This window comes from Frigoribacterium sp. NPDC087798 (genome assembly GCF_044742985.1).
In the GTDB taxonomy this organism is placed as follows: domain Bacteria; phylum Actinomycetota; class Actinomycetes; order Actinomycetales; family Microbacteriaceae; genus Frigoribacterium.
The window spans coordinates 1,309,826-1,330,196 of record NZ_JBIUVP010000001.1 but is presented as its reverse complement, the minus strand read 5'-3'; the positions used below and the strand labels follow the sequence as shown (position 1 = coordinate 1,330,196).

General features: G+C 71.5%; 24 protein-coding genes. 13 read left to right on the top strand and 11 right to left on the bottom strand.

The genetic code is table 11. From position 1 onward, the window contains the following. Positions 1-52: 52 nt before the first annotated feature. The 3 genes from ACIOSR_RS06235 to ACIOSR_RS06225 all read left to right on the top strand — a co-directional run bounded on the left by ACIOSR_RS06235 (position 53) and on the right by ACIOSR_RS06225 (position 3,778). The gene (locus ACIOSR_RS06235) at positions 53-2,128 is read left to right on the top strand and encodes a hypothetical protein (protein WP_402752117.1); all 2,076 of its coding nucleotides are present in this window, start codon (positions 53-55) and stop codon (positions 2,126-2,128) included. Between the two features lie 74 nt (positions 2,129-2,202). Further along, positions 2,203-2,985, top strand: a complete 783-nt coding sequence (locus tag ACIOSR_RS06230) for an NADPH-dependent F420 reductase (protein WP_371740381.1) — start codon at positions 2,203-2,205, stop codon at positions 2,983-2,985. 85 nt (positions 2,986-3,070) lie between these two features. After that, complete coding sequence (locus ACIOSR_RS06225; RefSeq protein ID WP_402752116.1) at positions 3,071-3,778, top strand: hypothetical protein; 708 nt, start codon at positions 3,071-3,073, stop codon at positions 3,776-3,778. A gap of 132 nt (positions 3,779-3,910) precedes the next feature. Here the strand turns inward: ACIOSR_RS06225 and ACIOSR_RS06220 are convergent, their stop codons facing one another. Continuing rightward, positions 3,911-5,209, bottom strand: a complete 1,299-nt coding sequence (locus ACIOSR_RS06220) for an NAD(P)/FAD-dependent oxidoreductase (protein ID WP_056047096.1) — start codon at positions 5,207-5,209, stop codon at positions 3,911-3,913. Between the two features lie 304 nt (positions 5,210-5,513). Between ACIOSR_RS06220 and ACIOSR_RS06215 the strand changes: the two genes are divergently transcribed. Next, positions 5,514-6,014, top strand: coding sequence for a MarR family winged helix-turn-helix transcriptional regulator (locus tag ACIOSR_RS06215; RefSeq protein ID WP_173151792.1), 501 nt, complete (start codon positions 5,514-5,516; stop codon positions 6,012-6,014). Between the two features lie 97 nt (positions 6,015-6,111). Then, entirely contained in the window at positions 6,112-6,381 is a 270-nt protein-coding gene (locus ACIOSR_RS06210) for a hypothetical protein (protein ID WP_137848061.1), read from the top strand. 9 nt (positions 6,382-6,390) lie between these two features. Here ACIOSR_RS06210 and ACIOSR_RS06205 read toward each other — a convergent pair whose 3' ends face one another. Continuing rightward, positions 6,391-6,654 (bottom strand): hypothetical protein, encoded by a 264-nt coding sequence (locus ACIOSR_RS06205; protein ID WP_159825456.1) that lies wholly within the window; start codon positions 6,652-6,654, stop codon positions 6,391-6,393. A 211-nt stretch (positions 6,655-6,865) separates the two neighbouring features. Between ACIOSR_RS06205 and ACIOSR_RS06200 the strand changes: the two genes are divergently transcribed. Both ACIOSR_RS06200 and ACIOSR_RS06195 read left to right on the top strand, forming a co-directional pair. After that, positions 6,866-7,552 carry a TetR/AcrR family transcriptional regulator gene (locus ACIOSR_RS06200; protein ID WP_267658880.1) on the top strand — a complete coding sequence of 229 codons (687 nt, stop codon included), beginning with the start codon at positions 6,866-6,868 and terminating at the stop codon, positions 7,550-7,552. A gap of 7 nt (positions 7,553-7,559) precedes the next feature. Next, the gene (locus tag ACIOSR_RS06195) at positions 7,560-9,335 is read left to right on the top strand and encodes an MDR family MFS transporter (RefSeq protein WP_402752115.1); all 1,776 of its coding nucleotides are present in this window, start codon (positions 7,560-7,562) and stop codon (positions 9,333-9,335) included. 25 nt (positions 9,336-9,360) lie between these two features. Here ACIOSR_RS06195 and ACIOSR_RS06190 read toward each other — a convergent pair whose 3' ends face one another. Beyond that, positions 9,361-9,513 (bottom strand): hypothetical protein, encoded by a 153-nt coding sequence (locus tag ACIOSR_RS06190; protein ID WP_157485397.1) that lies wholly within the window; start codon positions 9,511-9,513, stop codon positions 9,361-9,363. A gap of 210 nt (positions 9,514-9,723) precedes the next feature. On the opposite strand from ACIOSR_RS06190, the gene ACIOSR_RS06185 reads away from it, so the two are divergent. Next, positions 9,724-10,293: a GNAT family N-acetyltransferase gene (locus ACIOSR_RS06185; protein WP_402752114.1), complete on the top strand. Its 570-nt coding sequence runs from the start codon at positions 9,724-9,726 to the stop codon at positions 10,291-10,293. Here ACIOSR_RS06185 and ACIOSR_RS06180 read toward each other — a convergent pair. Continuing rightward, positions 10,290-10,886: a hypothetical protein gene (locus ACIOSR_RS06180; RefSeq protein WP_402752113.1), complete on the bottom strand. Its 597-nt coding sequence runs from the start codon at positions 10,884-10,886 to the stop codon at positions 10,290-10,292. The two genes, ACIOSR_RS06185 and ACIOSR_RS06180, sit on opposite strands and share 4 nt — an antisense overlap. A 76-nt stretch (positions 10,887-10,962) precedes the next feature. On the opposite strand from ACIOSR_RS06180, the gene ACIOSR_RS06175 reads away from it, so the two are divergent. Then, positions 10,963-11,565 carry a hypothetical protein gene (locus tag ACIOSR_RS06175; protein WP_173151780.1) on the top strand — a complete coding sequence of 201 codons (603 nt, stop codon included), beginning with the start codon at positions 10,963-10,965 and terminating at the stop codon, positions 11,563-11,565. Between the two features lie 124 nt (positions 11,566-11,689). Here ACIOSR_RS06175 and ACIOSR_RS06170 read toward each other — a convergent pair whose 3' ends face one another. Then, positions 11,690-13,045, bottom strand: coding sequence for a hypothetical protein (locus ACIOSR_RS06170; RefSeq protein ID WP_402752112.1), 1,356 nt, complete (start codon positions 13,043-13,045; stop codon positions 11,690-11,692). A 209-nt stretch (positions 13,046-13,254) separates the two neighbouring features. Between ACIOSR_RS06170 and ACIOSR_RS06165 the strand changes: the two genes are divergently transcribed. Further along, on the top strand, positions 13,255-14,370 hold the full coding sequence (locus ACIOSR_RS06165) for a hypothetical protein (RefSeq protein ID WP_402752111.1): 1,116 nt from the start codon (positions 13,255-13,257) through the stop codon (positions 14,368-14,370). A 222-nt stretch (positions 14,371-14,592) separates the two neighbouring features. Here the strand turns inward: ACIOSR_RS06165 and ACIOSR_RS06160 are convergent, their stop codons facing one another. The 4 genes from ACIOSR_RS06160 to ACIOSR_RS06145 all read right to left on the bottom strand — a co-directional run bounded on the left by ACIOSR_RS06160 (position 14,593) and on the right by ACIOSR_RS06145 (position 16,664). Continuing rightward, entirely contained in the window at positions 14,593-15,306 is a 714-nt protein-coding gene (locus ACIOSR_RS06160; RefSeq protein WP_402752110.1) for a GAF and ANTAR domain-containing protein, read from the bottom strand. Continuing rightward, on the bottom strand, positions 15,299-16,015 hold the full coding sequence (locus ACIOSR_RS06155; protein ID WP_173151771.1) for a GAF and ANTAR domain-containing protein: 717 nt from the start codon (positions 16,013-16,015) through the stop codon (positions 15,299-15,301). The genes ACIOSR_RS06160 and ACIOSR_RS06155 overlap by 8 nt, the downstream gene beginning before the upstream one ends. A gap of 95 nt (positions 16,016-16,110) precedes the next feature. Continuing rightward, positions 16,111-16,461, bottom strand: coding sequence for a hypothetical protein (locus ACIOSR_RS06150; protein ID WP_402752109.1), 351 nt, complete (start codon positions 16,459-16,461; stop codon positions 16,111-16,113). Further along, the gene (locus ACIOSR_RS06145) at positions 16,458-16,664 is read right to left on the bottom strand and encodes a hypothetical protein (protein ID WP_402752108.1); all 207 of its coding nucleotides are present in this window, start codon (positions 16,662-16,664) and stop codon (positions 16,458-16,460) included. Before ACIOSR_RS06145 ends, ACIOSR_RS06150 begins: the two co-directional genes overlap by 4 nt. A 250-nt stretch (positions 16,665-16,914) precedes the next feature. Here ACIOSR_RS06145 and ACIOSR_RS06140 point away from each other — a divergent pair, with 250 nt between their 5' ends. Both ACIOSR_RS06140 and ACIOSR_RS06135 read left to right on the top strand, forming a co-directional pair. Beyond that, a complete protein-coding gene (locus tag ACIOSR_RS06140) occupies positions 16,915-17,232 on the top strand; it encodes an ATP-dependent DNA ligase (protein WP_173151765.1) in 318 nt (105 codons plus the stop codon). Beyond that, positions 17,232-17,468, top strand: coding sequence for a hypothetical protein (locus ACIOSR_RS06135; RefSeq protein ID WP_402752107.1), 237 nt, complete (start codon positions 17,232-17,234; stop codon positions 17,466-17,468). Before ACIOSR_RS06140 ends, ACIOSR_RS06135 begins: the two co-directional genes overlap by 1 nt. Here the strand turns inward: ACIOSR_RS06135 and ACIOSR_RS06130 are convergent. Both ACIOSR_RS06130 and ACIOSR_RS06125 read right to left on the bottom strand, forming a co-directional pair. Beyond that, on the bottom strand, positions 17,447-17,716 hold the full coding sequence (locus ACIOSR_RS06130; RefSeq protein ID WP_402752106.1) for a hypothetical protein: 270 nt from the start codon (positions 17,714-17,716) through the stop codon (positions 17,447-17,449). The genes ACIOSR_RS06135 and ACIOSR_RS06130 overlap by 22 nt on opposite strands. A gap of 322 nt (positions 17,717-18,038) precedes the next feature. Continuing rightward, the gene (locus tag ACIOSR_RS06125) at positions 18,039-18,977 is read right to left on the bottom strand and encodes a LysR family transcriptional regulator (protein ID WP_402752105.1); all 939 of its coding nucleotides are present in this window, start codon (positions 18,975-18,977) and stop codon (positions 18,039-18,041) included. A gap of 98 nt (positions 18,978-19,075) precedes the next feature. On the opposite strand from ACIOSR_RS06125, the gene solA reads away from it, so the two are divergent. Beyond that, positions 19,076-20,368, top strand: coding sequence for an N-methyl-L-tryptophan oxidase (gene solA, locus ACIOSR_RS06120; protein WP_402752104.1), 1,293 nt, complete (start codon positions 19,076-19,078; stop codon positions 20,366-20,368). The last annotated feature ends 3 nt before the right edge of the window (positions 20,369-20,371 follow it).

Sequence of the window (20,371 nt, the reverse complement as noted above, 5' to 3'; positions counted from 1 at the left end):
CGACCCCGCCGCGACTCCGCGGCACCACACACCTCATCTCTTGGAGAAGACCATGAACACGTACGTCTCGAGAGGGCTCATGGGAGCGCTCTTCATCGGGGGCATCTGGGCCCTCGGAACCACCGCCGCGAACGCGGCGACCACCACCGGTGACGACGGGCTGCTCTCGGGCACCCAGGTCGGCGCCGTCGTCGAGGCTCCGGTCTCGGCGCTCGGCAACGCGGTCAGCGTCCTCGGCGACTCGAGCAGCACCGCGCCGGCCCCTGCGGCGCCTGCCGCCCCGGCTGCGGCACCCGCCGCTCCGGCCGTCGCACCCGCCGCGCCCGCCGCACCCGTCACGACGACGAGCGGAGACTCGGGCGTGCTCTCGGGCAGCCAGGGCATCGTCTCGATCGACGTGCCGGTCAGCGTCGGTGGCAACGCGGTCTCGGTGCTGGGCGACTCGGCCGGCACGGCCGCTCCCGTCCAGGCCGCGGCCCCCGCGGCACCGGCGCCGGCACCGGCACCGGCGGCACCTGCCGCCACGTCGGGCGATGACGCGATCGGCTCGGGCACCCAGGCTCTCGTCGACGTGACCCTGCCGGTCACGGTCGGCGGCAACGCGATCTCGGTGCTGGGCGACTCGTCGAGCACCGGCACCACGACCGGCACCCCCGCAGGAGGCGCGACCGGCGCCGGCCCCACCGGCTCGGCCACCGGCACCACCAGTGGTGACGACGGCATCCTCGGGGGCACGCAGGTCGTGCCGTCGGTGGGGCTGCCCGTGACCGTGGGCGGCAACGCCGTCTCGGTGGTCGGCGACAGCAGCAGCACCGGCTCGACCACGGCTCCGGCCGCGAGTTCCGGCACCGGCACCACCGGCACGGGTCCGACCACGGGTGGCGCCGCCACCAGCGGTGACGACTCCGTCGCCGGGGGTACGCAGGTGATCCCGACGGTGACCACCCCGGTCGCGATCGGCGGCAACGCCGTGTCGGTGGTCGGTGACAGCAGCAGCACGGGCACCACGACGGGCACCGGCACCGGCACCGGCACCACCGACACCGGTTCGGGTTCGACCGGTGGCACCACGAGTGGTGACGAGGGCATCCTCGGGGGCACGCAGGTCGTGCCGTCGGTGGGGCTGCCCGTGACCGCGGGCGGCAACGCCGTCTCGGTGGTCGGCGGCAGCAGCAGCACGGGCACCACGACGGGCACCGGCACCACCGGCACCGGCACCACCGGCACCGGTACGGGCGCCACCGGTGGCACCACGAGTGGTGACGAGGGCATCCTCGGGGGCACGCAGGTCGTGCCGTCGGTAGGGCTGCCCGTGACCGTGGGCGGCAACGCCGTCTCGGTGGTCGGTGACAGCAGCAGCACGGGCACCACGACGGGCACCGGCACCACCGGCACCGGTACGGGCGCCACCGGTGGCACCACGAGTGGTGACGAGGGCATCCTCGGGGGCACGCAGGTCCTGCCGTCGGTGGGGCTGCCCGTGACCGTGGGCGGCAACGCCGTCTCGGTGATCGGTGACAGCAGCAGCACGGGCACCACGACGGGCACCGGCACCACCGGTACCGGTACGGGTTCGACCGGTGGCACCACGAGCGGTGACGACGGAATCCTCGGGGGCACGCAGGTCCTGCCGTCCGTGGGGCTGCCCGTGACCGTGGGCGGCAACGCCGTCTCGGTGATCGGCGACAGCGACACCACGGAGGGGACGACCGGCACCACGCCGACCACGCCCACCACGCCGACCGACCCGACCGACCCGACCGACCCGACCGACCCGACCGACCCGACCGACCCGACGATCCCCGTCGACCCGGCCGAGCCGTTCGAGCCGACCGACCCGACGACGCCCGCCACCCCGGGTGACGGCGGCACCACCACGCCCGGCACCGACGGCACCCCCGGCGTCGACGGCACGACCGGCACCACCGGCACCGTGCTCATGACCGCCGCAGCGGCCGACCGCAGCGTCCTCGCCTCGGGGACCAGCGCCTCCTCGGCCCTCGCCGCCGACTCGTCGCTGGCCTTCACCGGTGGTGACGCGTCGGGCCCGCTCGTGGGCGGGCTGCTGGCGCTGCTCGCCGGGCTCGGCCTGCTCGTGGCGGCCCGCCGCCGGACGGCCCGCGCCTGACGGTCACCTCCGTCGCTCGCTCCTGAGCGACTCCACACCGACGGTGCACCGCAGGCCTGGTTCAGGGGCCTGCGGTGCATCGCCGCGTCCGGAATCGTCGGATGCCCTCGTGCGTTGCACGACACATGACGTCCGCACCCACCATCGGCATCCTCGGCGCGGGCAAGGTCGGCACCGTCCTCGCCCGCCTCGTCCACGCCGCCGGCCACCCCGTCCTCCTCTCCGGCTCGGGGGACCCTGCCCGCATCCGCCTCATCGTCGACGTGATCGCCCCCGGGGCCCGCGCGGTCTGGTCGGCCGACGCGGCACGGGAGGCCGACATCGTCGTCCTGGCCCTGCCGCTCGGCAAGCTCGACTCGGTGCCGGTCGACGCACTCGCGGGCAAGGTCGTCGTCGACGCCATGAACTACTGGTGGGAGACCGACGGCCTGCGCGACGACCTCTCGGACGTCCGGACCTCGACGAGCGAGCTCGTCCGGCAGCACCTGCCCGCGTCACGCGTCGTGAAGGGCTTCAACCACATGGGGTACCACGACCTCGACGAGGGAGCCCTGCCCGCCGGTCATCCCGAGCGGAGCGCGATCGCCCTGGCGTCGGACGACCGAGAGGCACTCGACGTCGTCGCGGACCTCGTGGACGCCATCGGCTTCGACCCCGTCGCCCTGCCGACCCTGGCCGACGGCATCGCCCTCGAGCCGGGGTCGCTGGCCTTCGGAGCGGACGTCGGCGCGTCCGAACTCCGCGAGACGGTCCGCGACTTCTGGAGCTCGCAACGCGGGCTCGCGGTGGCCCGCGCGCGACGATCCCCGGGTCCGGTCGCCGGTGCCGACGAGGCGGTGGAGGTCACGGCCGGGTAACGAAGATGATGCGTTCCAATCCTTTTCGGGCCCGGTGGCGAACCCAGTACATCCCCACCGGGACCAACTGACAAGGAGCTTCACCATGAACGCTTTCACTCGCAAGAACATCACCAAGACCACCCTCGGCCTCGTCGCCTCGGGCGCCCTGATCTTCTCCCTCGCCGCGTGCTCGATGGACTCCGGTACCTCGACCGACACGTCCTCCTCGTCGAGCTCGTCGTCCTCCGAGCCCAGCGCCGCGTCGACGCCCGCCGCGTCGATCGCCGACCTCAGCAACGGCGTCGACACGCAGGTCGCCGTGGACGCGTCCTTCGTCGACGCGATCACCTCGCTCGGCCTGACCCCCGGCGTCGTCGGCACCGCGACCTTCACCGACGGCACGTTCGCCTTCCCGATCACGGGCGGAAACGTCGACTACTACGGCCCCGACAGCGACGTGCGACCTTACGTCCAGGGCGAGATCGACCACGACGGCTCCGGCCTGTCGCTGACCTCGGCCGACGGCACCGTCGTCGAACTGACCGACTTCCGCATCGACCCGGGCGAGTCGAAGCTCTACGGCACCGTGACCGCCAACGGCACCGTCGCCGCCGAGGACGCCTACCTCTTCAACCTCTACGGTGGCACGCTCAAGCCGATCCAGATGGAGGGCTCGAACGCCGTCCTCGAGGGCACCACGGTGCACATCAGCCCCGACGCCGCGTCGCTGCTGAACCAGACCTTCAAGACCGACGCCGTCCAGGACGAGATGCTCGTCGGCGTCGCGAAGATCACCGCCGCCACCGAGTAACACCCCCGCTCGACCGATCGGGCACGTAGCCGATCACCGAGAAGAACCCCGTTCGCGAAGAAGAACCCCGATCAATCGTGGTTCGTCTTCGTGAACGGGGTTCTCGGCGTCCGGGTCAGGAGGCGCCGACCGCTACTCGGCCTTCTCGGTCTGCCACTTCTCGGGCGCCCGGTCGCCGTTCGGGCGCACCGGCCGGACGTCGCCCACGATGGGGATGGCCCGCTTGCGGAGCGCCCAGAGGTAGCGCACGAAGAAGTGCGTGAGGGTCGAGAGACGGTTGCCGTTCCCGAGCAGGCTCGTGATGTGGACGAACACCCACAGCAGCCAGGCGACGGGGCCGGTCAGCGTGAAGCCGTTGGGCAACTGCACCACGGCGGCGTTCGTGCCCACCGTGGCCATGGTGCCCTTGTCGTGGTACTTGAACGGCGCGAGTTTCTTGCCGGCGAGCAGGCGGACGATCTGTTCGCCGATGTGCTCGCCGCCCTGGATCGCCGGCTGGGCGAGCTGAGCGAGGGCGTCGTCGGTGGCGGCGATGTCACCCGCGGCGAAGATGCAGTCGAAGCCCTTGACCGTGAGGTCGTCGTTCACCTGGATGCGTCCACCATGGGTCTGCGGCACACCCCACGAGGCGACCTCGGCGTGGGCCGCGACGCCGGTGGCCCAGATGACGAGCTCGGCCGGGATGAACTCGCCGTCCGCGGCGACGACGCCGTCGGGACGGACCTCTTCGACACCCGTGTCGAGCCGCAGGTCGACGCCGCGCTTGCGCAGCACCTTGGCGGCGTACTTGCGCAGACGGGGGGAGAAGGGCTTGAGCAACTCGCCGCTGCGGTGCACGAGGGTGATCGTGATGCTCGACGCGTCGATCTCGGGGTAGGCGTCCTTCAACGCCTGGTCGCGCAGTTCGGCCAGTGCGCCGGCCATCTCGACGCCCGTGGCACCGCCACCGACGATGACGACGCGCACCTCGCCGCTGCCCACCGAGGCCGCGGCGTTCTCGAGCTGCGTGAAGAGCTCGTCGCGGATGCGCAGCGCCTGCGAGCGGGAGTACATCGAGTAGGCGTACTCGTAGGCGCCCTTGGTGCCGAAGTAGCTGGTGTTGACGCCGTTGGCGAGGACCAGGGCGTCGTAGGCGATCTCCTCGCCGTCGCGCAGGGTGATGATGCGCTCGTCGGCGCGGATCGTCGTGAGCAACCCGTGGCGGAACTCGGCGTTCGACTGCTTGGACCGCAGGCTGCGCAGGAAGTAGGTGACGTCGCCCGCGTTGAGGCCGCCGGTGGCGACCTGGTACATGAGCGGCTGGAACATGTTGTAGACGTGGCGGTCGATCAGGGTGATGCGGACGTCGGCGTCTCGGAGGGACCTCATCGCCGCGATGCCGGCGAAGCCGCCGCCGACGATGACGACGTGGGGGCGGGGGTCTGCGGTCATGGGGTTGCTCCTGCGGTGTCGATCGTGTCGTCGGATCGTCGTCGACCCCGGTTGGCCGGACCCTGGCGCCGAGTCCGCCGCGAGTTTACTCGCCTCACGAGTCGGATCGTGCACCGGATGCATCGACGGACGACCCGTGACCGGGGGACTTCCGGGGCCCGTCCACCGATGGTACGATCATCTAACTACTTGGTGATCGAGTTGCTCGTTCAATAAGCGACATGTGTCGCGCAGTCGTCGGACGGGACCCGAACCCCGGGCCGAGGTGGACGCCGCACCCGATCCGATTCCTCCCGGAGACCCGATGACCCCCGCCCCCGACGCGCAGACGACCGTCGCGCCCCGTGCCGAGACCCGTGCCGACACCCGCCCCGAGCCGCGGACCGACGACGTCACGGCCGTGCTCGTCGCGCTGCAACGCCTGCAGTCCCGGATCGCCTCCGTCAACGACCGGTTGGCCAAGGGCATGGGCGTCGGCGCCACGGACTACCTCGCCCTGGTGCACCTCTCGGTGCACGGCGACACCCCGCCGAAGAAGGTCGGCGAAGCCCTGGGGCTTTCCTCGGGTGCCATGACGGCCCTCGCCGACCGCCTCGAGGCCGCCGGGCTCGTCGTCCGGCTCCAGCACCCGACCGATCGACGCAGCTTCGTCCTGGCGCTCACCGCCGAGGGGTCGAGCGGCGTGGACGAGGCCGGCATCCTCTACGGGCGAGTCGTGCAGGAGGCGCTGTCCGCGTCCCGCCGGCCCGTCGCCGAGGCGGTCTTCCGCGACCTGGGCGACGCCCTCGGGGTCGCGACTCCGTGAGGACGACCGACGCCGCGCCTCCTGGTCGGGAGGTCGGGCGGCAGCCAGGGGACGACGCCCGGGCCTCGGCGGCCCGGCGACCCGCTAGGGTCGGCTCGTGAGACTCTCGGTGACGTGGACGGCAGGCGGTGCGCAGCACGGCATGCAGGTGCACGACGATCGTCTCGTCTACGTCCTCCGTGACACCGCCGGTCGCCCCACCACGCACGAGATCCCCGCCGGTTCCCTCGAGACCGTCGACTACTCGACGGTCGCGGATCGGCCGGTCATCACGCTCAACGAACGCGACGGCACGCAGACGTCGTTCCCGTGCCCCCGCAAGATCGCCCGGGTGCTCTACCCCGCGATCAAGTGGCTCACCGTCTGACGGCGACCGCTACGAGGTGCGCTCGAGGTCGGTGACCTGCGAGCGCCGACGGACCGCGACCTCGCGCCTCCGCGCCTTGACCGCCCCGCGGAAACCGACCTCGGCGACGATCGCGCCGGCGATCATCAGCGAGAAGCCGGCGAGCCCGGTGGGCAGGCCGAACATCGTGGGGGCGTCCCAGTCGAAGGTGAACGCCAGGACGGCCAGGCCGATCGCCACGAGGGCGAAACCGGCGACCGACAGGCAGACGCGGCGGGCTCTCGGTGCACTCATCGGTTCAGCGTAGGCAACACCTGACGTCCGGTGACGGCGTTCTCAGGGGACGCGGATGGTTCTGCCGCGTAGCCCCCAGCCGGCCCGGTGGGCGGCGGGTCCACAGGATGCGTGATTGCACTCCTCGCGTGAAAGTGCAATCATCGTCTTCGGCCGCGAGGCCCCCGGCGACGTCGCCGATCACGAGAGCGACGAGACCAGGAGGCGCGCGATGGCCACGACCGCCGGCAAGACGGCCCAGCGTCGACTGCGCACCCGCGTCGAGTTGACCGCTGCCGCCCGGCGCCTGACGGCCGAGCACGGACTCGCCGGCTTCACCATCGAGGAGCTCTGCGCCTCGGTCGGCATCTCGCGTCGGACGTTCTTCAACCACTTCGCGTCGAAGGACGACGTCGTGGTCGGCGTCGCGCTCGACGACGACGACGAGGCGCTCGACGGGTACTCGTCCTCGCGACGCGACCCGCGCCTCCCGCCCTTGTCGACCGTCTTCGACGACCTGGGCGCGCTCGTCGTCGAGCGTGTCGAGAACGTCGGCCTCACCCGCGGGCAGGCTGCGCACTTCAAGGCCGCACTCGACCGCGAGCCCCGCCTGTTCGGCGCCATGATGCGGCAGGGCGACGAGCAGCGGCGACGCGTCGTCTCGGCCGTGGCCGCACACGAGGGGCTCGACGGGGGCGATCCCCGCATCGACGTCGCGGTGACCCTGCTCACCGGGCTCGTCCAGCGGGCCTTCGAACGGTTCTTCTCCGCCGAGGGGCGGGACGACGAGCGCTTCGACGCCGTCCTCGCCGACCAGCTCGTGATCGCCCGCGAGCTCTTCGCCGCCGCCGCGCCTCGTGGCCCCGCCTCCCCGCCCGCCCCGACCCACCCTGCCGACCACGACCGAAAGGCGCTGTGACCCAGCCATGACGACCACCACCGCAGCGAAGGCCGACGCGCCCTTCCTCTTGACGAAGAGACGCATCTGGATCATCTTCGGCGCCCTCATCTCGGGCATGCTGCTGTCGAGCCTCGACCAGACGATCGTGTCGACGGCCATGCCGACCATCGTCGGCGAGCTCGGCGGCGTCGAGCACCAGGCCTGGATCACCACGGCGTACCTGCTCGCCACGACGATCGTCATGCCGATCTACGGCAAGTTCGGCGACGTCCTCGGCCGTCGCAACCTGTTCCTCGTCGCGATCGCGATCTTCACCCTCGCGAGCATCGGCTGCGCCTTCGCCACCGACTTCTGGACGTTCGTGGTGTTCCGCGCGATCCAGGGCCTCGGCGGCGGCGGTCTGATGATCCTCTCGCAGGCGATCATCGCCGACATCGTGCCCGCCTCCGAGCGCGGCAAGTACCTCGGCCCGCTCGGCGCGGTCTTCGGCCTGTCCGCCATCGGCGGGCCCCTGCTCGGCGGCTTCTTCGTCGACCACCTCACCTGGCAGTGGGCGTTCTACATCAACATCCCCGTCGGCATCGCGGCGTTCGCCATCACCTGGGCCGCCCTGACGCTGCCGAGCAAGAAGGCCACCAAGCGCATCGACGTGCTCGGCGTGGTGCTGCTGTCGGCGGCGACCACCTGCCTGATCTTCTTCACCGAGTTCGGCGGTCAGGACGACCACGGCTGGGGTGCGCCCGAGACCTGGCTCTGGGGCGCCGGGGTCGTGGTGGCGGCGTCGCTGTTCGTGCTCGTCGAGTCGCGTGCCGACGACCCGATCATCCCGCTGTCGTTCTTCCGCAACAAGGTGTTCGTGCTCGCGACCGCCGTCGGCTTCGTACTCGGCATCGGCATGTTCTCGGCCATCGCGTTCGTGCCCACCTTCCTGCAGATGTCGTCGGGCGCGTCGGCGGCCGTCTCGGGCCTGCTGCTGCTGCCGATGATGGTCGGCCTGATCGGCACGTCGATCCTGTCGGGCAACCTGATCACCCGGACCGGCAAGTACAAGGTCTTCCCGGTGGTCGGCACGATCCTGACCGGCATCGCCATGGCGCTGTTCACGACCCTGACCGCCGACACCCCGCTCTGGCTGATCTGCGTGTTCCTCTTCCTGTTCGGTGCGGGCCTCGGCCTGATCATGCAGGTCGTCGTGCTCGTGGTGCAGAACTCGGTCGACGCCCAGAACGTGGGCACGGCGACCAGCACGAACAACTACTTCCGCGAGGTGGGCGCCGCGCTCGGCGTCGCGATCTTCGGTGCGTTGTTCACCAGCCGGCTCACCTCGAACCTCACGGACGTCTTCACGGGCGCCGGGGCGTCGTCCGGTGACGCCTCGCAGGCAACCGCGACCCTCGACCCCGCGACGCTGAACCAGCTGCCCGAGCAGATCCGTCGTCTCGTCGTCGAGGCCTACGCCGACTCGCTGGCGCCGGTCTTCGCCTACCTGATCCCGTTCATCGCCGTGGCGTTCGTGCTGTCGCTCTTCCTGCCGCAGATCAGACTCTCCGACGTGGCCGGCATGGTGTCCCGCGGCGAGGCGCTGTCGGGCGACGAGGCCGAGCAGCTCGAGGCCGCCGAGCGCGCCGCGCACGGTCGTGGCGCCGGACGGGCCGGGAGGCGCGGTGCCGGGACGGCGTCCGAGGTGGCGACCGCCGGTGCGGTGGCGACCGGGGCTCCGGTCGCGCCACTCGACGGGGTCGACGAGCGGGACGACGCCGACGAGCGTGTCGCCGACCGGGACGACGCCGACCGCCCGTAGCCGGTCGGATCGCGCGGGCGCCGGGTCAGACGGCGGCGGGACCCTGGGCGGGCAGGGCCGCGGCCGCGGCCGAGGTGCGGGCGGGGGCGGACGCGAGTCGCGCCTCCTGGGCGGCGTCCCAGACGACGCCGTCGACGTCGTCCTCGCGCAGGCGGGTGGGGGTGCTGTGGGTGCTCATGGGTGTCTCCTCGGGCGGGCCCGTCGGGTCGGACGCGTCAGACGATGGTGCGGCACGGTGGGGTCGTGCCGCGGCCCCCAGTTCGTGGGCTGTGATCGATCACCGTAGCGGATGCGCGCGGGGCGTCGTGACCGGTGTCCGCGGCCGGCGCCGCGCCTCCTAGTCCACGGTCCCTAGGATCGTGCGCATGAGCACGCCAGGTGAGGACAGATGATCCACGACGTCGCGCTGATGGGGCACGGCGTGCGGCTCGATCCGCTCGCCGTCGAGGACGCGGCCGCGCTCTGGCCGTTGACCGACGACGGGCTGTGGGCGGGCATGGTGACGCCGCGTCCGGCGAGCGTCGCGGCCTGCGCCGAGCACGTGGAGGCGCAACTCGCGAACCCGACGACCCTCGCGTTCACGGTGCGCGGCGAGGACGACGGCCAGGTGCGGGGCACGACGACCCTCTACGACCTCGTGCCGGCGCAGGGGCGGGTCGAGATCGGCAGCACCTGGTACGGCCGCCCCTTCTGGGGCGGACGGACGAACCCCGCCACCAAGCTGCTGCTGCTCACGCACGCGTTCGACGCCCTCGGCCTGAACCGGGTCGCGCTGCGCTGCGACGCCCGGAACCTGCGGAGCGCGGCAGCGATCCGTCGGCTGGGCGCCGTCCCCGAGGGGGTGCTGCGTTCGCACCGCGTCGCCGCCGACGGCACCCTGGGCGACACGGCCTACTTCTCGATCGTCCGCGCCGAGTGGCCCGACGTGCGGGCCGGCCTGGAGGCGCGGCTCGCCTAGTCGCGGGTCGCCGGCGCGGCGACCTCCAACGCCTCGAAGAGCTCGTCGGCGACCAGGTGGGACTCGTTCGACATGAGGGTGATCGGGGCGCCGCCCTCGGCGTCGACCATCACCCAGCGGCCGCCACGGCGCCGACGGCGTTCATCCACCGGAGTGACACGGACGTCGTGCAGCGCGGCGACGGGCCACTCCTCGGCCGTCACCCCCCGGAGGCGCGAGACCGGGTCGGGCACGTAGCGCAACCGCGTCGTGGACAGGGCGAAGCGACCGGGGTAGGCCGCGCCTCCGGTGGGCAGGACGCGCTCGGCGAAGGTGCCCCAGAGGAGGCGCTCGCCGGGGTCCACGGGGAGGCGTCGCCACGACGAGAGGGCGAGGGTGCGCAGGGCGAGCACCACGACGGCGGCGGCGAAGAGGACGGTGCCGACGAGCATGACGAACCACGAGCCGTCCCGGCCCTCGGACTGCGCCCGCCAGGTGAGCTGGGCGACGAACAGGAGGGTCAGGAACGCGTACAGGCTGACCATCCAGGCCTGAGCGGCCCGCAGCTTCTGCTCGGAACGGTGGCGAGGCGGGTCGGGCACGGCCGTGTCCATGAAGGATTGTCTACACCAGGGGAGTGGCGGGGTCGTTGCCGACGCCTCGGGGGGCACGGCCCGGTACGGTGACGGCATGTCCGACGAGACCTGGATCGTGTTCGACGACGAGCCGAAGCAGCGGGTGCTGGTGCGGGCGATGCGGGTCTTCCTGCCGGCGACCGTGATCCTCGGGACGGCCGGTGCCTTCTTCTCTCGAGGCGGCGAGTCGCTGGTCGATCTGTTCGGCCCGATCGCCGTGCCGATCTCGTTCGTGTTCTGGGCGACCGCCGCCGCGGTCGGGTGGAACGTCGTGCTGTGGCTCAACACCCCCTTCGCGATCGACCTCGAGGGGCGTCGACTGCGCATCCGCCATCGCGTCGTGCCGTTCGACCAGATCGAACGGGCCGAGCTCGTGGGGCTGAGCGACGGCGACCAGGCCGGTCTGCTGCTGAAGATCGGCCGACGTCGGGGGCCGACGGCGTCCGTGCTGCTCAGGGAGCGGTCGACGCCCGCGCTCGACGACGCCCGACGCGACCTGCTGATCGAGGTGATCCGCGCCTCCTCGATCGCCCGCCCGGTGAGCCCGCACGACCCCACCGGGAAGTTCGGGCGGTTCAACTTCCCGGGGACGCTGGACAAGGCCGGGGCCGAGCAGGTCGTCCGCGACCCGCCGGCCCCGGGTGAGCCCGCGCCCTGACGGGTGACCGCCGCCGCGCCGCGCTGCGCCCCGCCGCGCGCCGCCACGATGTACACAGCCCGCCACGAGATCTCGTGGCGGGCTGTGGACATCGTGGCGGCCTGAGGGGGCCGCCGGGTTCGACTCAGCGGCGACGCAGGCGCAGGCGGCCGACGACGAGCGCACCGGCCCCGGCGAGGACGGCACCGAGGGCCCAGGTCAGCGCGCCCGACGGCTCCGACCCCGTGTAGGCGAGCGACGTCGCGCGGGTCGGCGTCACGGCGGCGACGCGACGTACCGGCAGTGCGGTCGGAGCGACGGTGCCCGGGGTCGTGACGGCGGGCACGACGACGGCCGGGGCGACCGAGAAGACGACGGCCTCCGAGAAGTCGCTCTCCGTCGTGAAGTCGGCGTCGAAGGTGTAGGCGTCCGTCGCGAAGTCGCCGGCGGGCAGGACGAAGCGGGCCGCGAAGCGTCCGTCCGCGTCCACGGGCACCACGGCCGTCGCGGAGCCCGAGACCTCGTAGGGGACGGGGTCGACGTCGACCTGGATCTCGAAGGCGATCTCGTCGCCGGTGGGCTCGGCGTCGGACGTCGGGTCGGGCTCAGTCGTCGGGTCGGGCTCAGTCGTCGGGTCGGCGTCCGGAGACGGCGCATCGGTCGACGGGTCGGGCAGCTCGGTGACCAGATCGTCGGCGTCGTAGACCTCGACGAGGGCGTAGCCGCCGGGGATGCCGTTCTGGCCGTTCACGGTGACGACACCGGCCGTCGCGCCGACCGGTGCGAAGAGCGCGGGGGCCGAGACGGAGGCCGTCACCGGCACGTCGGACGAGGTCGAGAGGCCGCTGCCGTCCGTGACCGTGACCGTGACGACGCCCCCGACGGCGAAGGTCGCCGGCAGCTCCACCCAGAACACCGTCGATCCGTCCTCGTCGAAGACGGGGGAGTCGTCGAACGAGACGTAGTCGGCATCGGCGGGCACGCCGTCGCCCGACACCGTGACGTCCACGACGTCACCGGGTGTGAAGCCCTGGGCGACGACCGGGAAGGCCTGGCCCGGGTGCGCGGCGGTGACGGGGATGAGGACGAAGAGGTCGTCGACGACCACGTCGGCCGCGGCTTCTGCCGGAGCGACCTCCTGGGTCGAGGCCGGGGTCTCGACCGGGGCGTCGGCCTCCGGTGAGGCCGCGTGGGTCGTTCCCTCCGACGATCCGCTGGTGTCGGTGGCGCCGCTCGCGGGCGTCGCGGGGGCGACGGCCGGGGCGTCGGGTCCGGCCTGCTCGGGCACCGCCGGTGCGGCCTCGCCCGGGACGGTCACGGCGGTGGCGCTCGTCGAGTCGGCCGACGTCGAGTCGGTCGGCGTCGAGGTGCCGGTCGGGGCGTCGGTCGACACGGGGTCGCCCTCGGCGGCGAAGGCCGTGGCGGGCGTGAGGACGAGGGCCGCGGCCAAGGCGACGGCGGGCAGGGCGGTGGCGGCGCCGAGGCGGCGTGATGTGGACATGGTTCCCCCGGGACGAGTGGTGCCGCGCGTCGGGTGAGCGCGGTCGGTCGACTGTAGACAGCACGGTCGGGCCGGTCGACGGGCGGAGTCGGCTGCGGGCCTCGTCGTGACGAGACCGTGATGCCGTTGTCCCCCGTCCCGCGGCGACCGGGTACGACCGTTGCGCGATCGAGACGGCCCGCGCCTCCTCTGCTCGGTAGCGTCGGGGCATGGGGACGACGACGAAACGGGTCGGGGCGGCGTTCGCGTCGATGTTCGCGACGACGATGCTGTTGGTGGCGTGCACGAGTGGCGGTGCGGGCGGTGACGACTCGGAGCCGTCGACGCCGGTGGCCTCCGGGCCGACGGCGACGGCGACGGCGACGCCGACACCGGTCGCCGACTCGCCGGTCACCGAACTCGGGGTGGACTGCGCGGGTCTGTTGTCGGCCGAGACCGCCGGTGCCATCGACGCGTCATGGACTCCGCGGGACTACTACGACCGCGACTCCGTCAGGCCCTCGGACTACGCGATCGCCCAAGAAGGAGGGCTCTCGTGCACGTGGAACGACGGAGGGTCGTCGGACGGCAAGAACAACCCGACCGGGGGCGGCGGCTACAGCGGCCTGCTCGTGCAGGTTCTCCCGCACGCCGGTGACACGTGGCCGCGGTTCGTCGAGATCTACGGCGACGACCCCGACGGCCGGTGCTTCGGCGACGAGACCTTCCGGGGCTGCACCTTCGACCAGCTGGTCGGCGACAGCTGGGTGTCGATCATCGCGACGGAGTTCGCGCCGTCCGTCGAGGCCACGTCCGAGCAGCGCTTCGCACCGGTCGTCGCCGAGGTGACCGAGGTCGTCTCGTCGGCCGACGTGGTGGACGACCCCTGGCCGCTCGGCGGCCCGGCCCGGCCCTGGTCCTGCGTGGCCGACGCCGCGCTCGAGCGCGAGGCCCTCGGCGCGGGTGACGACCTGTTCGTGCTGACCCCGGGCGGTGGCTGGTCGGTCTACGCCGCGGCCTGGAGTCGGGCGGTCGCCACGTCGTGCTCGATCCTCGACGACACGACGCCCTACAGCAGCGAGAGCGTCCTGGCCGGAGGTGCCTGGGCCCTCGAGCAGCGCATCGAGTTCGGCCTGCTCGACCCCGACACGGCCGTGACCGTTCCCGGGCTCGCGGACGGTGACCGGGCGTACCGGTCCTGCTCGGCGACGGAGTGCGTCACCGACCTCGTGCTGGGCGACGACTGGGCCCGGCTCACGGTCGAGCGCGCCACGGTGCCCGACACGGAGGCCGCCAGCGAGCGGCTCGTCGAGGGCTACGTCGCGCGGGCGGCGGCCTCGGTCTGATGGTGAGTGCCCTCCGTCGAAACGGGTGATCGTTGGAGGGCACTCACTGCCGATGGTCTTCGGGAACCGATCGGCCACCCCTCGCGAGCCGGGTTCAGGCCGGCCCGCGAAGGGTTCGGTGAACAGACTCGCAGTCGCGTGGCACCCTGAAAAGGGGCTGGACAAAGTTGGTCGTCATCGTTTACGCAGGTCCGGCGGCCATGGCGCGGTTCGCGCTGGAGGTCAGAGTTCGAGGCGGCGCTCGACGACGTCCCGGGCGACGTCGGCCAGGCGGGCGTTGTGGGCACGAGCATGGCGCCGGAGGACGTCGAAGGCGGCGTCGGTGCTGACGCGGCGGGTCTCGGACACGACGCCCTTGGCCTGCTCGATGACGACGCGCGTGCCGAGGGCGGACTGCAACTGTTTCTGCACGACGTCGCCCTCGCGCACCGTGCGCTCGTGCAGGATGCCGATCGTGGCGACGTCCGCCAGCGCCTGAGCGGCGCGGATGTCACGGGGGTTCAGATCGCCGGTCTCTCGACGCAGGAGGTTGAGCGTGCCGATCGTCTCGGCCCTGAGTCGGAGGGGGATCGCGAACACCGAGGCGAAGCCGTGCTCGGACGCGGCCCGGGCGAACGGCAGCCACCGGTCGGGCACGGTGCCGAGGTCGGGCACGCTGACGGAGGCGCCGGTGACGTAGCAGTCGAAGCAGGGGCCCTCTTCGGAGTCCAGTTGCATGACCTCGATCAGGTACGACGCCTCGCTGGTCGAGGCCACGACGTCGAGCGCCCCGTCGGCCTCGGCCAGCAGGATGCCCGCGGCGCTCACGTCGAACAGGTCGACCGTGGTGTCGACCAGGGTCTGCAGCAGTTCGACGACGTCGTAGTCGGCGACGAGGGTGTCGGCCAGGGTGGTGAAGACGTCGACGAGATGGGTCTCCCGGTCGGTGTTACTCATTGCGGTGTTCCTCGATTCCGTGTTCTGAGGCCGAGAACGTCAACCGCCCACGGAGGATGTCGGTGGCCACGTCGATCACGCGGGCCCCGGTCGAGAACGCGTAGCCCTGCAAGAGGAGGTGCGCATCGTCGGCCGACACCCGGGCCTGGACGAGGATTCGTCCCGTGGCCTGGTGCACGATGCGGCGCGAGTGCGCCCCGACGGGCTCGACTTCGAGGTTGTTGTCGCGTCGCTCCCGTTCGAGCGTGTGGCGCAGGACGGCGCGACTGACGGCTCGGGCCAGGATCTGGGCCCGCACCACGGCCTCGCCCGGCATCTCGTCCGGCCGGTCGCTGTACAGGTCGATGGCACCCAGCTGCAGGGGGCCCACCCGGACGGGGAACACGAACATCGCCTGGACGTCGAGGTCGACGATCGCGGGGCCGAACGTGGGCCACACGGCACTGGACGACGCACGCGCGTCGGACACCAGCACCGGGCTGCCGGTGCGCATGGCGTCCCAGCACGGGCCCTCGCCGAGGTCGAACTGCAGCTCGTCGAGCCGCAGGGCCGTGTCGTCCGTCGCCGTCAGGGTCTCGCTGCCGAGGACGGGGCCCACGGTCGCGATCGAGACCCCGGAGACGGGGAAGAGGTCGAGGAAGGGCCGTGACAACGAATCACCGATCGGCGCACGACTCAGTGCCTCGACCGCGTCGTCGAATGTCGTCATGGTCACCGCCCGGTTCTCTGGATGAGTCTCGTCGAGCTTAGGGAATCTCGGGTCGTCGCGGGCGACCAGGGCGGAGGCGCGTCGACCCGTCTCGATCAACTCTGGGTGAGGTCGGGTTCGGAGTACGCGCTGTCGACGTGCGCCTCCGGGTCGAGAGGGTTGGCCGACGGTGCGTGCCGCAACGCGTCGAGGCGTCGCTTCATGTAGGCGAGCGCATCGGCGTTGTCGGGCTCGGGCAACTCGGTGTGAGCACTCTCGGCCATCAGCGGTGCACCCCCGCCGAGCAACAGGATGGCTCGCACCTCGTCACCGTCCGAGCTGATCGCCGCGAGTTCGACGTCGTCCGCGTCGTGGTGGTGGGCCAACGCGGCGGCGTACTCGAGGACCGTGACGGCGGTCTCGTCGCCGAGCAAGAACGACTTGTCGGCGAAGGTCATGTGCTTCACCGGGTGCTCCCTCGCGAGGACCTGCCGTCGTGGGCGCGACGGGGCAGGAAGAAGTCCTCGTAGGCGGGCAGTCGGTACGCACTGCTGCTCCGGTCGATGCCGGTCACACCGATGCTCACGCGGTGTGCTCGAGAGATGCCGGGTTTGGGGTACGTGTGGATCACCGCGGGTCGAGCGAACGGATTGGTTTCGTAGGTGCTCATGACCGACCTTCCTCCCGGGGTGACCGACCTCCGCTGGCCCGGGGATCGGTCTCCAATCTATGAAGACCCCCCGTTCTGGTGAAGAGGGTTGACCTGTCGTCAGTTTTGTGGGAAGGAGAATTATCGGGTTGAAAGGGCCGGTGTCGGGGGACAGATGTCGTGTAGCGTCTGGTCGCATCGGTCGTCCATCGACCCGTGCGTCGAGCGGCCGTCTGGGCCCTGGTCGCTCCGCTCTCGCAGAAGGCCAGACATGGGAAAACTCGCTTACGACCGCTCGTTGACCATCGATTTCGACGACCGCACCCTCGCCCATCTCCAGATCGTCATCGGCATGAAGATGCGTCGCGGTGAGTCGTTCTACTTCTCGTGGAAGGACGATCAGCAGGTCGGAGACGGCCGCACGAGCATCTGGCTGCACCCGACCATCCCGCTGGTGTACAAGTACTACGGCTCGCGCAGCCCGGCCATCAACCCTGCATGGATCCACGCCCTCGAGGTCAGTGCCAACACGAACGCGGGTCTGCAGATCGTGCCCGAGCCCTCCGTGCCCACCAGTAAGGCCACCTGATGAACCGCATCGACATCGCCTACGACGGCCATGCGTACACCCTGTCGAACACGTCGCTCGAGGACCTCAAGGCCCGCGTCCTGGCGACCGCGACCGGCGGCGAGCCGTTCTGGCTGACCGTCAACGAGGGGGCCGGCACGCTGAAGGCCGTCGAGGTGCTGATCACCGCGTCGTCGCAGCTCAGCCTGGCCGAGATCCGGCGAGAGCCGGACGACTACGCCGACTCGGCGGCGTAGTAGTCGAAGTCGGGGAGCTCGGCGACGGAGGCTGCCGACGGATCGTCGACACGGTCGTCCGTCTCGAACCAGATCTCGGTCCGACCGGTGACCAGGACGGACACGTGGCTGCCCGACGCGGTCTCGACGTCGACGAATGCCGGCGCTCCGCCGGATGCGGCGACGATCCGGCCCTTCAGGGCGTCGACGTCGCTCTCGGGCGACAGGCGGATGGCTTGTTGACGTGTGTACAGCGTCGTCACGGGCATGGGATGGACCTCTGATCTCTTGGTGGGGGTTGTCCGCCCGGTCTCGTCGTGTCCGAGGTCTGGAGACACGATGGTCGGCCGGGGCACGCACTGGTCGTCACACTAGGCCGCAGGCCTGTGAGGGGCCGCGACCCCTAGGGCGGGTCGCGGCCCCGCGACGCGACGATCGTCGCATCGGTCTCCGCCGACACGGCCGTGTGACGAGACCGTGCCGCCCGTGAAGCACTGGCAGGAGATGCTCCATCCTCTCCGGCCCGGGGAGGATGCGCACCGGGCTTGACACGAGCGTCGACGTGCCCCAAGTCGTGCTCGCGTCGTCGGTTCAACCGCCGATCAACTCGAGGGTGATGCGCCCGGCCCGCAGGTCGCGGTCGCGCATGACGGTGAGTTCGGTCCGGATCTGCGCCGTGAAGGCCGTCGTCATGGGGTTCGGCCGGCCGGAGAGCCAGAGCATCGACAGGGCCGTCCGCGCCCAGTCCTCGGCGATCGTGACGAAGCGGACGCCGGGGATCGGGATGTACGACGAGAGGTAGGGCATGAGCGAGACGCCGAGGCCGCAGGCGACCGTGCTCAGCATCGAGAGGTCGTTGACCGCGTGGATGGGGATGCGGGGGTTGAACCCGGCGCGCACGCAGGACATGACGATGCGGTCGTAGGCCTGGGGTGCGTCCTCGCGGTTGAACATGATGAAGTCGTCCTCGGCCAGTTCGCCGAGCGGCACCGAGGTCTCACTGGCCAGGCGGTGGGTGTCGGGCAGGGCCACGACCAGGGGCTCGAGTGCCAACTGCTCGACCTCGAACCGGTCGTCGATCGACCGGACGCGCGTGAAGCCCAGGTCGACCGACCCGCGGACGAGGTCGGACAGGATCGCCTGTTCCTCGCTCTCCTCGACCAGCACCCGAGCCCCCGGGTGCGACGCCGAGAACGCCCGGACCACGGTCGGCAGCAGGCCGGCGAGCACCGAGCTGATGCTGCCAACCCGCAGCGGTTGGACGTCGGCGACGACCGAGTCGAGCAGCGACTCGGTCTGCTCGATCTGGTGCAGGATGCGCTTGCCTTCGCGCTTCAGCAGCTCGCCCGCCGGGGTCAGCCGGGGGGCCGTCCGCGCCTGCCGCTCGAACAACCGCGTGCCGAGCTTCGCCTCGAGTCGCGTGATGGCCTGGCTGAGCGGCGGCTGGCTCATCTGCAACCGCGCGGCGGCCTTCGTGAACGACAGGTCGTCGGCGACCGCCATGAAGTAGGTGAGCTCTCGGATCTCCATGACGGGCCTCTCGTCGGTCGCGCCTCATATGCAGCGCATATCAGATCATCCCTTTTTGGTATTTGAGGGCGCAAGTGTCGACGCAATAGACAGGGGCCATGAACGACGCCACCACCGCCTCCTCGGTACCAGGACCCACCGACCCGTCCCTCGACGCCGACGTCATCGTCGTCGGGCTCGGCGCCTGGGGGGCACAGGCGCTCTGGCGCCTCGCCGAGCGGGGACGGCGCGTGATCGGCGTCGAGCGCTTCGGCATCGGCCACCCGATGGGCTCGACCCACGGCGCGACCCGGCTGTTCCGCATCGCCTGCATGGAGCACCCGGGGCTCGCCCCGATCGCGACCCGCGCCCGCGACCTCTGGTACGACCTCGGCGAGCGCACCGGTCAGACCCTCCTGCGTCAGACCGGCGGAGTCATGGTCGGCCCCCGCGACGGCCACGTCGTCGCCGGCACCCTGCGTGCCGTCCACGAGGCCGGGCTCGAGTCGACGGTCTTCGAGCACGACGAACTCGTCGCGCGGTTCCCGCAGTACGCCGGCTTCGGCCCCGACGACATCGGCGTGTGGGACCCCGCCGCCGGCATCAGCTACCCGGAGAAGGGCGTGCGGGCCGCCGTCGAGGTGGCCCGGTCGCTCGGCGCGACCGTGCTGACCGACACCCGGGTGACGGCGATCGACCCCGTCGACGGGGGAGTCGAGGTCACGGCCGGGGGCCGCGTGCTGCGGGCCGCCCGCGTGGTCGTGACGCTCGGTGCCTGGACCCCACAGTTCGTCGACCATCCCCTCGTCGCCCGCCGCACCCCGCTCTTCTGGTTCGAGGGCACGACCCCCGAGGCGACGGCACCGGGCGGCGACTTCGACCTCGCGGCCTTCCCGGTGTTCATCCGCCAGCTGCCCGACGGCACCACCCTCTGGGGTCACGGCGCCGACCGGGGCGACGGTGACGGCTACGCCGTCAAGATCGGCCTCGAGGACTCGGGCGGTGCCTTCGAGGACGCCGAGGCCGACACCGTGGACCGGTACATCCATCCCGCGGCGGACTACGGCATGCTCTCGGCAGCCGTGGCCCGGGCCTTCCCGGGACTCGACCCGACCCCCGCCAAGGCGATCGCCTGCATGGTGACGAACTCGCCCGACCGCCAGTTCGTCATCGGACACCCCGGCGGCGACCCCCGCGTCGTAGTCGCCGGCGGCGACAGCGGCCACGGCTTCAAGCACGCCCCCGCGATCGGGGAGCTGCTCGCGCAGCTGGCCGTCGACGAGGAACCGTTCACCGACATCGACTTCATGAGCCCCGACCGCGTCTACGACGGCACGTCCTGGCTCGACGAGGACGACCACACGGCCGCGGCCGCCACCGACACGGTCGACCGCCTGGCCGTGCCGTCCTGATCC